Annotated in this window: 10 protein-coding genes, 2 pseudogenes and 1 other annotated feature; of the genes and pseudogenes, 5 read left to right on the forward strand and 7 right to left on the reverse strand. The window is 38.1% G+C overall.

Annotated elements, in window-relative coordinates; all coding sequences use genetic code 11:
- The first annotated feature begins 383 nt into the window (after positions 1–383).
- From CBG10_RS01060 to CBG10_RS11650, 3 genes are all read left to right on the forward strand, one after another.
- Positions 384–1,064, forward strand: a complete 681-nt coding sequence (locus CBG10_RS01060; protein WP_094511374.1) for a hypothetical protein — start codon at positions 384–386, stop codon at positions 1,062–1,064.
- Positions 1,065–1,392: 328 nt separating this feature from the next.
- Complete coding sequence (gene thrS, locus CBG10_RS01065; RefSeq protein WP_094501409.1) at positions 1,393–3,198, forward strand: threonine--tRNA ligase; 1,806 nt, start codon at positions 1,393–1,395, stop codon at positions 3,196–3,198.
- Between the two features lie 260 nt (positions 3,199–3,458).
- A complete protein-coding gene (locus tag CBG10_RS11650; RefSeq protein ID WP_003675372.1) occupies positions 3,459–3,593 on the forward strand; it encodes a hypothetical protein in 135 nt (44 codons plus the stop codon).
- Between the two features lie 43 nt (positions 3,594–3,636).
- Here CBG10_RS11650 and CBG10_RS01070 read toward each other — a convergent pair.
- Both CBG10_RS01070 and CBG10_RS01075 read right to left on the reverse strand, forming a co-directional pair.
- Positions 3,637–4,883: pseudogene (locus CBG10_RS01070) on the reverse strand (MFS transporter).
- A 9-nt stretch (positions 4,884–4,892) separates the two neighbouring features.
- Positions 4,893–6,185: an alkaline phosphatase family protein gene (locus CBG10_RS01075; RefSeq protein ID WP_094511376.1), complete on the reverse strand. Its 1,293-nt coding sequence runs from the start codon at positions 6,183–6,185 to the stop codon at positions 4,893–4,895.
- A 229-nt stretch (positions 6,186–6,414) separates the two neighbouring features.
- Between CBG10_RS01075 and CBG10_RS01080 the strand changes: the two genes are divergently transcribed.
- A complete protein-coding gene (locus tag CBG10_RS01080; RefSeq protein WP_094501406.1) occupies positions 6,415–7,809 on the forward strand; it encodes an APC family permease in 1,395 nt (464 codons plus the stop codon).
- Positions 7,810–8,020: 211 nt separating this feature from the next.
- Here the strand turns inward: CBG10_RS01080 and CBG10_RS01085 are convergent, their stop codons facing one another.
- On the reverse strand, positions 8,021–8,977 hold the full coding sequence (locus tag CBG10_RS01085; protein ID WP_094501404.1) for a ketopantoate reductase family protein: 957 nt from the start codon (positions 8,975–8,977) through the stop codon (positions 8,021–8,023).
- A 55-nt stretch (positions 8,978–9,032) separates the two neighbouring features.
- Positions 9,033–9,268 (reverse strand) — a binding site (T-box leader).
- 469 nt (positions 9,269–9,737) lie between these two features.
- On the opposite strand from CBG10_RS01085, the gene CBG10_RS01090 reads away from it, so the two are divergent.
- Positions 9,738–10,874, forward strand: a complete 1,137-nt coding sequence (locus CBG10_RS01090; RefSeq protein WP_094511378.1) for a 5-methyltetrahydropteroyltriglutamate--homocysteine S-methyltransferase — start codon at positions 9,738–9,740, stop codon at positions 10,872–10,874.
- A gap of 52 nt (positions 10,875–10,926) precedes the next feature.
- Here the strand turns inward: CBG10_RS01090 and CBG10_RS01095 are convergent, their stop codons facing one another.
- The 4 genes and pseudogenes from CBG10_RS01095 to CBG10_RS01110 form a co-directional block, all read right to left on the reverse strand.
- On the reverse strand, positions 10,927–11,172 hold the full coding sequence (locus CBG10_RS01095) for a cytochrome b5 domain-containing protein (RefSeq protein WP_019251896.1): 246 nt from the start codon (positions 11,170–11,172) through the stop codon (positions 10,927–10,929).
- Positions 11,173–11,184: 12 nt separating this feature from the next.
- Positions 11,185–11,403, reverse strand: coding sequence for a cytochrome b5-like heme/steroid binding domain-containing protein (locus tag CBG10_RS01100; RefSeq protein ID WP_003665104.1), 219 nt, complete (start codon positions 11,401–11,403; stop codon positions 11,185–11,187).
- 134 nt (positions 11,404–11,537) lie between these two features.
- Complete coding sequence (locus CBG10_RS01105; protein ID WP_094511380.1) at positions 11,538–11,771, reverse strand: cytochrome b5 domain-containing protein; 234 nt, start codon at positions 11,769–11,771, stop codon at positions 11,538–11,540.
- 128 nt (positions 11,772–11,899) lie between these two features.
- A pseudogene (locus tag CBG10_RS01110) lies at positions 11,900–12,337 on the reverse strand (GNAT family N-acetyltransferase).
- Position 12,338 lies beyond the last annotated feature (1 nt).

Raw genomic sequence — 12,338 nt, forward strand, 5'->3', positions numbered from 1 at the left:
TTAGACTTCCTTCAGATTCCGTCTCACGACGGACACCCTTGTCCTCAGCTCATGGTTCCGACTACTACGGCCCATAGCGGACTTTCACCGCCTAGCTAATACCCATGCCGGGCGCACAAACAAAAAACTGGAAGTAAATTTCCAGTTTTTTATTTTTGTAACGATTCTTTCACAAAATGTTCATACTTGAACGGTATAGTATAGACAATCCCTAATATAAATAAACCCCTATTTTTCTTCTATACTATCCCCCTCAAAATAGCTATGAAGAAATACGAAAAGTGGTCGGCCCATAATGAGTCGGCCATTTTTTAATACATCTAGGCTCACCATGGTATAATAAGGAACTAGATATATTACTCATTAAGTATGAGGTGAAATCATTGAATAATAAAGATAATAATCAAAATAACAATAAGCGGCGACCTACGCGGGTTGAGCTTTATGACACTCCTAAGCCAGGAGAAGAAAAGAAAAAACGTTCTTTCTTTAATCGTAAACCTAAACAGACTACCCCTAACCATAAACATAAGACAGCATCCCCTAATAAGAAAAAGAATCCATATGGAATTTCTCGCCGAATGTTTAAGGTCATTTTAGGCGGTCTATTAGTTGTCTTAATTGCAACCATTGTTATTTTCCTAGTTAAACAACAGGACCCTGTCAATGTTGATAGTAATGACACTACTGTCTCCACAAGCACTTCATCACACAAGAAGCATAAAAAGAGCAGTAGCAGTCATAAGCATCGTTCAAGTTCCAATGACAGTGATGACAATGATACTCAAGATACTTATAGTATTTCAACTCCTAGTCGTTCGAATAACACGCCTCAGACAAATCATTCAACTAACCAACAACCAACTACTAACTCTTCCTCAACTCCACAACAAAACCAACCATCGCAGGAAGAACATCATGATCAAGGCAACAGCCAACAACAATCTACTTCACAACCAGCAAGCAGCAATTCTGGGTCACAGCCTAATCAAAGTTCGCAAAGCGCTAGCTCCCAGTCAAACCCGCAACCAGTTCAACCTCATTCTCAAAATAATCAACATTAATTTGGAATAAAGGGGTTGTCAATTAAAGTGGGCGTGCTATAATCAAGACAATCGATTGAAGGATATGCACCTTCAAAGTCCTCTACAGAGAGTAAGTGCCTTGAGTGGAAGCACTTGTGAGTGACAATGATGGTTGTACCACCTTCCCTTATTATTAGCCGAGATAAGGCTAGTCGGATCGTGTCCGTTACCGCACCTTAGAGAGGACATTACTAGTGTGTCCTAAAGATGGGTGGAACCACGCTAATTTCTGTTAATTAACGTCCCTGATACTTTCAACGTTGAAAGTATCAGGGACGTTTTTATTTATATTAAAGGAGAGATTTCTATGGCTCAGGTTGCTGTTATGTCCCCAGATGGATCAGTTAAGAAGATCGATCGGGATTCACAAGAAGGTTTAGAAGCATTACGTAAACTTTCTGCATTAATGTTAAAGGCTGCATTAAAACAAGAATTTAAGGGTATTCGACTTGGTGAAGCTGTCGCTGACGAAGATGGTTTCCACGTTGATTCTGATAAAGATAATCAACAAGTTTCTGCTGACGAATTACCAGCTCTTGAAGACGTAATCAAGGGAATGGCAAAGAACGATGTTAAGGTAGAATTTGTTGAAGTACCTGTTGACAAGGCTCTTGCCGAGGTAAAAGATGATCGTTTCTCTACTGAATTGATCAACGAAAATGCCAAAGACGGCAAGGTAGCAATGTACCAACTTGGCGATGTTAAAGCTGTTGCAGATGATGACATTCTTTTGTATGGTAATGTTGTTAAAAACTTACGCTTGCTTTCTGTTGCTGGTGCTTACTGGAAGGGAATGTCCTCCAATCCTATGCTTCAACGGATTTACGGAACTGTCTTCTACAAGAAGGATGCATTAGAAGAAGATTTAAAGAAACGTCAAGAAGCTAAGGAACGTGACCACCGTGTTATCGGTAACCAACTTGACCTCTTCTTTGTTGATCCTAAAGTTGGTGCCGGTTTACCATACTGGTTACCAAAAGGTGCTACTATTCGCCGAACAATCGAACGTTACATCATTGACCGGGAAGTTGCCGATGGTTACCAACACGTTTATACTCCAGTCCTAATGAATCTTGATGCATACAAGACTTCTGGCCACTGGGAACACTACCGCGACGACATGTTCCCACCAATGGACATGGGTGATGGTGAAATGCTTGAATTACGGCCAATGAACTGCCCAAGCCATATTCAAGTTTACAAGCACCATATTCGTTCATACCGTGATCTCCCATTACGAATTGCGGAACTTGGTATGATGCACCGTTATGAAAAATCAGGTGCCCTTTCTGGTCTTCAACGGGTTCGTGAAATGACTTTGAACGATGGTCACACTTTCGTTACCCTTGACCAAATTCGTTCTGAATTCGCTAAGATTTTGAAGTTGATAATGAGCGTTTACGAAGACTTTGATATTACCGACTACAGCTTCCGTCTTTCTCTTCGTGACCCTAAGAACGTTAAGAAGTACTATGCTAATGACGAAATGTGGGAAAAATCCCAATCAATGTTGAAGTCAGCAATGGATGACCTTAACCTTGATTATTATGAAGCTGAAGGTGAAGCTGCCTTCTATGGTCCAAAACTTGATATTCAAACCAAGACTGCTCTTGGAAATGATGAAACAATGTCAACGATTCAACTTGACTTCATGCTTCCAGAACGATTCGGTCTTTCCTACGTTGGTCAAGACGGTAAAGAACATCAACCAGTTATGATTCATCGTGGTGTTGTTGGAACAATGGAACGGTTCATGGCTTACTTGACAGAAATTTACAAGGGTGCATTCCCAACTTGGTTAGCTCCAGAACAAGTTCACATCATCCCTGTTAATGAAGAAGCTCATGGTGAATACGCCGATGACCTCGCTAAGAAGATGAAGGCTGCTAACATCCGGGTTAATGTCGACCACCGAAACGAAAAGATGGGCTATAAGATTCGTGAAGCTCAAACACAAAAGGTTCCATATACTCTTGTTGTTGGAGACGATGAAAAGAATAACAATGGTGTATCTGTTCGTAAGTACGGTGAAAAGGAACAAAATGAAATGAGTCAAGAAGCATTTATGAATGAAATTCTTGAAGATATTGCTTCTTACTCCCGTGAAAAGTAATTAAGACTAAAAATGGCTTTATCACAACTTTGTGAAAGCCATTTTTTTGTTTTAAATTTTATGAAAGCGAAATTTTTAGCATAACTTTAACCACCAAAAATAAACCGTTTTCGAAACATTCGTGAAGTTTTGGACAACCTAAAATTAGTGATTGACACTATTAATCAAAGGTTTTATAGTAATAAACGCTCACTTTTGAGCCACTAAATATAATAACTAATCATAAAAAACAAAAACTATTTATTTTGGAGGTATAAGATATGTCTACTATGAACGATTTATTTAAAGCAATGGGTAAAGCTACTGAAGAACATCACGCTAGCGGCCTTTCATTTGAAGCTAAGACTGATACACCTGCTGGTATTGGTCAAGGTATCCTTAACGTTCGCAAGTAATTTTAAAAGGTCATGATTAGGAATTTCTCGATCATGACCTTTTTTATTTATCCTTAATAGCCGAAGCAAATATAAACATAACTAACCCCAGGGCAAATAGAACACTTAATGAAGCCGCACCGACCGTCGATTTACCAGTTTATTGAGTAACGATTCCAACAATAAAGGGACCGAGAATTGCGGAAAACTTCCCAAGGATATTATAGAAACCCAAAAATTCACTACTGTCATTTTTAGGAACAAGGCGGCCGAAGTATGATCTACTAAGTGCTTGAAGTCCGCCTTGGCTTGTCCCAACTAAAATAGCTAAAATCCAAAAATCGATCAAAGTTTCTAACCGTAAAGCATAAAGACAAATAAAGAAATAAACGATAATGCCTAGCATAATAATTCGTCTCGTAGAAAACTTATTAGCAAGTCAACCATACAAAAGTGAAATGGAACAGCAATTAACTGAACTACTAACAGAACGACCATCAGCATCGTTGTTTGAATTCCTAAGTCTTTACCAATAACTGTTGCCATCGTAAAAATTGTATCAACACCGTCAATATAGAAGAAATAGGCAACTAAAAACCATGTCAACTGCTGATATTGATTAATATGATGCATGGTTCTTCTCAGACGGCGCAAACTATCGATAAAAGGATTTTTTTCATACTGTTGACGCTATAACGTTGATGACCATTTTTTTAATAACGGCTACGCAAAAATAACCCACCAAACTGCAGCCAGAATAAAACTAAATCGGGCTACTCCATAACTGCTTAGGAGACCGCCAAAACCTTTACTTAGTTCTGCCACTAAAAAGATAATAAAGGCGACCACTCCTCCTAGATAGCCCATTCCATAACCGGTCGACGAAACACGGTCCATTTGCTTATTATCAGCTACATCTATTAGGAAACTATCATAAAATAAATTTCCTCCTGAGTAACCAATGATCGATCCAATATAAACAAGTAAAAGCACCTGCCAATATTTGATTGGAACAAGAGCAAGACCAATTGTCAGTAAAATTCCCAACCAAGTAAAGAGATTTAGCCAGCGCTTTTTTGCATGCGGATAATCAGCCAATGCTCCCAATAAAGGTGCAAGTAAAGAAATAATAAGTGTACCAAAACTATTTGCGTATCCCCACAGCGCTATCGAATTCGCTGCACTAACACCGGCATGATCAGTTACTGCTTTGAAATAAACTGGTAAAACAGCGGTCACAACTAAAATTCCATAACCAGAATTTGCCCAATCATAAAAAATCCATTGCCATTGTTGTCTTGTAAACTTCACAACGTCACCTCAGTCTTTAAAGATTGCATTAATTACTTGTCCGGCAGTTGCAGTCGGATAATGTAATCCTAATAATTTAGCAAATGTCGGTCCTTCATCAACCAGGTGAGCATTTTCAACAGTCGCATCACCTTTGATTTGTGGACCGGCAAAAATAGCGGTAGTGAAGTAATTTGCTTGTGTTGGCCCGTAACCATGGACTCCACGATATCGATCATGAGTTCCAATTGATTCTGGAGCAACTTTTTCAACAATTGCTGGTCTGTTTACCTCATCAGTAAAATAATATCCCGGCTTAGCTTCAACCAAAAACGTACATTTAGGATCCGCGCCTCGTTTAATTGCCGTTGCGTTATCATAGATTTGCTCAACCCCTTCAATACCAGCAATCATTTGCTTAAGTTTTCCTCGATCCACGGCACCACGAGTATAAATATAGGTTTCTCCATCGCAAGTTTTAGCAGTGACTTGCCAGTTATTTCGATAAGTAATTTTCTTTCTAAGAGGGTGAAGAAGTCCTTGTTGCGCAAACAACATATTTAAATGAATCATCTTATCAACATTAATTTGATAGTGATCCCCTAAAACTACAAAGTCCGTTCGCGCATAAGTACCGGCATCTTTCGTCGCTTGAATTATCTTAGCTACGCGTTTATCTAAACGGTGTAATGCTTCTTTTGCTTGTGGTGACCGAACCCCATAACGGTGACGCATACTATCCATATCAACTAAGTGAATCAAGGTTAAGTCCGGCTTTTTATTTTTAATCGTATCAACCGCACATGCTGTTACAAAATCGTCAAGCCACGGCTGCTTAATCCCGTGCCGTAATTTACCATATTTCTTATTCATTTCATATAGAAATAACGGACTGCTTGCCTTTAACGAAACAAGTACTTGATTTGTCCAAATTCGATTAGGAAAGATTTCTGCAAGGTTATAATCAATCTTACTGCCAGCAGTAACAGGCCACAAAAATGCAGCAGTTGTTAAGCCCTTTTCTTTTGCAACATCATAGAGAGGCACCGATTGAATATCTTTTCGATACCAAAACCAGTCAAGCGATTGCCGGCGTGGCTGCAATTTAGTATTGTTAATAATTCCATGCACAGCCGGATACTGCCCGGTAATAATCGAAGTATGGGATGGATAAGTTAACGTTGGAAAGATTCCTTCAACTTTTTTTACCCAGGTTCCTTTTTTTATTAAATTCGCTAATGTTGGTGTTATTTGGCGTAATTCGTTTAGGTCACGAAATCCTAGTGAATCTAGCGAAATAACAATTAGCTTATGCTGTTTCATCTGTTCATCTGCTTTCTTTTCAAACTCATTAGCTATTTTAAAATAAATTATTGTTAATAACTAGTTTTGAAAGAAATTATCAAAAGTCATTCTCATCGTAAGCCCTAAAATTTGTATAATAGAATGGTTAACCCCTATTGGTAGACTGTGGATTGCCAATAAATTTTAAAGTGAAATTTGATTCACAGTAATTTTTAATGTAAAATTAAGTTTCAGTTTTCAGTATTTTATGAAAGGAATCATAATCATGCAAAATCAGTTACCCAAGGGAAAAGAGCATGAGAAAACTCTCGGCCTCTTCGACCTTTCTATTCTAGGTATTGGCGCAATCATCGGAACTGGAATTTTAGTTTTAACTGGAATTGTCGCCGCGGAAGATTCAGGCCCCGCAATTGTTTTCTCTTTTCTGATTGCTGCTCTTGCCAGTGGTTTAATTGGTCTCTGTTATTCAGAATTGACCACTAGCCTCCCCAATTCAGGAAGTGCCTTTTACTACGCGTGGGTTTCAATTGGTAAATTTATGGCGTTCCTTGCTGGATGGACGCTGATTGGGGTCTACGTTACTACAACTGCTACCGTAGCCAATGGTTGGACCGGGTACGTGCAATCGTTCCTCGAAGTTCTTGGAGTTAATTTACCACATAAATTACTGGTTACTCCTGCAACTGGTGGTTATGTAAATCTCCCTGCTGTCTTGATGATCCTTTTTATGACGATTATTCTGACACGGGGAACTAGTGAAAGTAAACTTGTTAACAACTTCTTGGTTGGTGTCAAAATCTTTATTATTGTTCTATTTATCGTTGTTAGTGCTCAACATATTAATCCAGCTAACTGGCACCCATTTTTACCATATGGATACAAAGGAATTTTCACAGGAGCATCTGCTGTCTTCTTCTCCTTCCTTGGATTTGATGCATTAGCTACTTCTGCTGAAGATGCTAAAGATGTTGATAAAAATATTCCCCGGGCAATAATTTTATGTTTAGTCATTTCAACGGCCCTCTATATTTTAGTTAGTCTTGTTATGACGGGAGTTCTAAGCTATAAAGATTTGAATGTCTCTGAAGCTATGTCATATGTTCTTTTAGCTAAAGGTCATAAATACGTGGCTGAGATTGTTTCGCTTGGTGCTGTTTTAGGAATTATGGCTGTTGTCTTCGCATTCATCTATGCTGGCTCAAATATCATGAAGTCAATGAGTCGAAGTGCTTTTCTTCCTCAAGGCCTCGCTAAAGTTAACGACAAAACTCAAAGTCCTAATCGTGCTATTTGGTTAGTCGGACTTCTTGCAGCTGTCTTGGCTGGAGAATTTGATCTCCATTATCTTGCATTAATTGCCAATATTGGATCGTTGGTTGTCTTTGCTTTAATTTCGCTTATCGTAATTATCTTACGCTACCGTTATCCAGAATTAAAACGACCATTTAAGGTACCTTTTGGCAACGTTATTCCTGTTCTATCAGTATTGATCTGTATTGTTTTATTAGTAAGCATCTCACTTAATGCTTGGTTAACATACTTATTGTGGTTGCTAGTTGGATTAGGAGTTTACTTCTGCTACTCTCTTCGTCATGCAAACGAATTTAATTTCCAAGATGAAAGTGATATTCCAGGCGCTTAAAATTTATTTCTAAATTATGATGAGGCTGGGAGAAAACAAAAGTTTTCTCTCAGCCTCAACTACTTTTATGAACAATAGAAAGATAACGTGGAAAATAACCACAAGGCTCGAGTCTAAGTACGAACGATAATCAGCCCGTGCCGTGCTAATCATCGTCCTAGCTTAGCCAACCGCCTTGTCGAGAAGGTTATTTCCCACTCTCATTTTAATATTATTTAACACTGCGATTTTGACGAGTCGTTTCCGCTAAGTGGACTAAATTAGTAACAAAATTATGGGTTTTGGCTTCATAATTATATTGGCGACCCAGCTTAACAAAGTAACCATTGATATAATCAACTTCCACTGGACGATTATGACTCATATCTTGGTACATTGATGGATAATGATGCGGACAGCCAACTTTAGAGACATAATTCACACTTTCTAGCTCTTCTGCTCGCGTATTAACCAATTGTACTCCAGCACGCTCACAGACATCATATGCTTCATCAATTAATTGACGGGATAGTTCATCAGCCTTGTCAAATGCCGCATACTCACCCATTGTAATTTCAAACATAGTACAAAGGGTATTAACAACTGAATTAAAGACTACCTTTGCCATCAGCGTTCCCATAAAATCATCTTTAAGGGATGGATTAAAGTTTGCTTTTTTGAGTTCTGCCATTAACGCTTGAGTCTTCTCATCAGGCTTTTCAGTATAATTAGCCCAATTAGTCGTTCCCATTCCTCGTTCGCCAACAAATTCAACTTCGCCAGGTCTGGTTAAGATAGTTGCTACTAAGGCCGTTCCAGCAACCACTTTTTCTTTTGGGAAATACTTCAATAATTTTTCAACATGTCCCATTCCATTCATCGCTGTCATCGCATATTGATCCTTCAAGAAATGTTCACAACGTTTTAACATATCGTCTAACTGCATTTGTTTTAATTCAAAGAAAACAAAATCAGCATCTGTAGCCTCGTATTCTTCGGGTGTATAAACGTTAACCGGAACAAGATGTCTATTTTTATGCTCGCGAGTTACATAAACTCCTCCTTGTTCTTTCATCTTGTTGTAATGTGGTAACCACCCTTCAACAAAATCAACTTCATTACCCGCTTCTTGTAATAGAACACCAAACCGTAATCCCATTGCACCCGCACCAACGACTGTAAACTTCATAATTATCTCTCCTTTTTATGACTATAAAAAAGCGTCCTTAGGTTAAATAACTTAACCTAAGGACGCTTTTTGCGTGGTACCACCTTAATTTGCCAATAATTCACATTATTAGCCTCAAATGTTCAATGTTTCCATTAAACACGTCAGCTATAATGGGCTGATCCCACCATTAATTACTAATTTCATCATGGCACTCAAAGTGATTTTCATTATAAGCAGGTTATCCTTTTCCATCAACCAAGGACTCTCTGCTAATCCACTCATAATTACTCTTCTTTTCAACGTGTTTTTATAATCATGTTTTAATTTTTATCTAATTTAATACTTTAGGTTATAAATGTCAAGATTTATTTTTTGTTGTAAATTATCTTGACATTCATATCTCATCCGCGTATTATAATGATAAATAAATGAGAAACAGCTTAGAAAAGATGAGTAATCTTAGAATCTTATTACAGAAAATCACGGTTGATGAGAAGTGACATAAGAGACTGAGATGAAGATGGTCTTGGAGCTTCACGAATTACGAGTATTCTATATAAGTAGTTCACGATTGACGACCGATAAAACGTCTGGGTATAGCTTCCATCAGTGTACCTATTGAGGATAGTATTGTGAGATACTATCAAATTAGGGTGGTAACACGTTAATTAACTTTTGATTAATCAACGTCCCTAGGAAAAGTAAAAATATTTTTCCTAGGGACTTTTTTATTGCTTCAATTCTTGAACCCATCACGAATAGAAAGGATCGATTTACTATGACTGAATTCACTACACGTACTACATCACCATTTCGTTATGACATCGTTGGAAGCTTCCTTCGTCCTCAAGAGCTGAAAGAAGCTCGCGCAAAATTTGCAAACGGCGAAATAACACAAGCAGACTTAACAGCTGTTGAAGATAAAGCAATTATTAATTTGATTAAACAAGAAGAAGCTGCCGGCTTGAAAGCAGTTACTGACGGTGAATTCCGGCGCAGTTGGTGGCACCTTGACTTCTTCTGGGGATTAAATGGCGTTAAAAAAGCTACTCTAAAGGAAGGCTATAAGTTTGCAGATGAAGAGACTCGTCCTGAAACTGCTCAAATTACGGGAAAAATCTCTGGCGAAAATCACCCCTTTGTCGAACATTTCAAATTTACCCAAGCTCATACCTCTGATGGCGTTCAAGTTAAACAAACCATTCCTGCACCAGCACAATTTTTAGAAGAATTTCTTCGTCCCGAAAATCAAGCTAATGCTAAAGAATTTTATCCCAACCAAGAAGATTTAGATCATGACGTTGCCGCTGCTTATCATCAAGTGATTGAAGATCTTTATGCTGCTGGTTGTCGTACTCTTCAACTAGATGACTGTACATGGGGAATTTCTGTTAACGCCTTTGCTAACCTAAAGAAAAAAGACCCCAATGCTGATGTATCTCAGCTCGAAGCTCTTCAAAAACGATTCTTAAAAGTAAACAATGAGGCAATTGCTAATTTACCTGCCGACTTAACAATTAATACCCACGTTTGTCGCGGAAACTATCACTCAACATGGGCTGCTGCCGGTGGATATGGACCAGTTGCCGACACGCTATTTGCTAAGGAAAACGTCAATGCCTTCTATCTCGAATACGATAGTGAACGTGCTGGCGGATTTGAACCACTTAGCAAAGTTCCTGATGATAAGTATGTTGTTCTTGGTTTAATTACTTCAAAATCAGGTGAACTTGAAGGTAAGGAAGCAATTATCAAACGAATTCATGAAGCCGCGCAATTCCATCCATTAGATAAGCTCTGTCTTAGTCCGCAATGTGGCTTTGCATCAACTGAAGAAGGAAATATTTTAACAGAAGAACAACAATGGAAGAAGGTTGCACTTGTTAAAGAAATTGCTACAGAAGTTTGGGGATAATTTCAAATGAATAATAGCAGGGACTCAAGATACTTTTGAGAGTTCCTGCTATTTATTCTTCTCCGACTAAAGTCCCCACCTTGGGTAGATTTGCCAATACGCGGTCTTTATGGGGAGAAACCTTATACAGTGCATCCGTTAAATCATAACCGGCTTGATATCCATGATGAATCCCATTTTTCCAAGCAGGACTATGAGTCACATCGTAAACAATTCCATCGATTGCAATATATGCATCCGCTCCATTCTGTCCATTATACTTACGCAACTCATCTCTAGTAAATGTTTTATTTGTCATCTAACCACCTCCTTAATCAGCTAATTTTCCCACAACTGTTAACTTTTTTAGAATTTCATCTTTCTCTTTTGAACGGCCAAAAACGACTTCCATTAACTCTTTTATGCTGATTCCTTTTTTAGGAGCATCTGTAATGTCATAAACTAACCCATCAATTGCCATGTAATGTGGTTTTTCGCCATCACCATTATATTTAGCTAATTCATCTCGTGTAAATTTTTTCTCAGCCATGAGTCGTTCCTCCTAAAGTCCATTATTATTTTAAATATAACACTATTATTTAATAAATAAACTAAAAGCACTCCAATGACTAAAAAGCAACAAGTTAATTTTATAAAAAAGGACTAAGATAAACCCAGTCCTTCTTACACTAATTGTCCTACTAACGGTAATTTGGCCAACACCCGATCTTTATGCGGAGAGTAATTAAACAGAACATCTGTCAAATCCAATCCTGCCTTATTTCCATGATGGGTACCATCTTGCCATGCAGGAATATGAGTTACATCATAGACACGATTATTAATTGCTACATAAGCTGGATTCCCGCTTTGCCCATCATATTTTTTTAATTCTTCTCTTGTAAATGTCTTTGCCATAATATTCTGCCTACTTATTTGATAGTGTCAGTTCAATATCCTCACTATATCATGGAAGCGCACACAACAAATTAATAATTACCTTACTTTAATGCAAAATTACTACTCTATTAGTATTTTCTTCACAATTAATCTAATACCATATCTAAGTGCGGAATATTATCTTCAAGGTAAACATCTGAAATTGGCTTAAATCCAAACGATGCGTAAAATTCTTTAAGATACGCTTGAGCTTGAATTTGAATTGTCTTATTTGGGAAAAGACGCTTAGTTTCATCGATCGTTGCCTGAACTAGCTGGCGACCATGTTTATGTCCACGAAATTGCTTCAAGACTAATACACGGCCAAAAGTCGCATGATCATCATCCTTAGCCATCATTCGCGTGTAACCTACTAATTCTCCTTGCTCGTCCTTCAACATTAAATGGTGAGCTTGATAATCCTGTTCATCGATTTCTTGATAAGGACATTCCTACTCAACAACAAAAACCCTTACCCGTACTTCCGCCAATTTACACCATTCTTGAGCTGTCATTTCGTTTAGTGTTTTTACTTCAACATTCATA

It is taken from the genome of Limosilactobacillus reuteri (assembly GCF_002254085.1).
Taxonomy (GTDB): Bacteria; Bacillota; Bacilli; order Lactobacillales; family Lactobacillaceae; genus Limosilactobacillus; species Limosilactobacillus reuteri_K.

Excerpts from the sequence above, each read along its gene's own strand:
- CBG10_RS11650 (WP_003675372.1), top strand. The coding sequence starts at position 3,459 with ATGTCTACTATGAACGATTTATTTAAAGCAATGGGTAAAGCTACTGAA.
- CBG10_RS01075 (WP_094511376.1), bottom strand. The coding sequence starts at position 6,185 with ATGAAACAGCATAAGCTAATTGTTATTTCGCTAGATTCACTAGGATTT.
- CBG10_RS01080 (WP_094501406.1), top strand. The coding sequence starts at position 6,415 with ATGAAAGGAATCATAATCATGCAAAATCAGTTACCCAAGGGAAAAGAG.
- CBG10_RS01100 (WP_003665104.1), bottom strand. The coding sequence starts at position 11,403 with ATGGCTGAGAAAAAATTTACACGAGATGAATTAGCTAAATATAATGGT.
- CBG10_RS01095 (WP_019251896.1), bottom strand. The coding sequence starts at position 11,172 with ATGACAAATAAAACATTTACTAGAGATGAGTTGCGTAAGTATAATGGA.
- CBG10_RS01085 (WP_094501404.1), bottom strand. The coding sequence starts at position 8,977 with ATGAAGTTTACAGTCGTTGGTGCGGGTGCAATGGGATTACGGTTTGGT.
- CBG10_RS01090 (WP_094511378.1), top strand. The coding sequence starts at position 9,738 with ATGACTGAATTCACTACACGTACTACATCACCATTTCGTTATGACATC.
- thrS (WP_094501409.1), top strand. The coding sequence starts at position 1,393 with ATGGCTCAGGTTGCTGTTATGTCCCCAGATGGATCAGTTAAGAAGATC.
- CBG10_RS01105 (WP_094511380.1), bottom strand. The coding sequence starts at position 11,771 with ATGGCAAAGACATTTACAAGAGAAGAATTAAAAAAATATGATGGGCAA.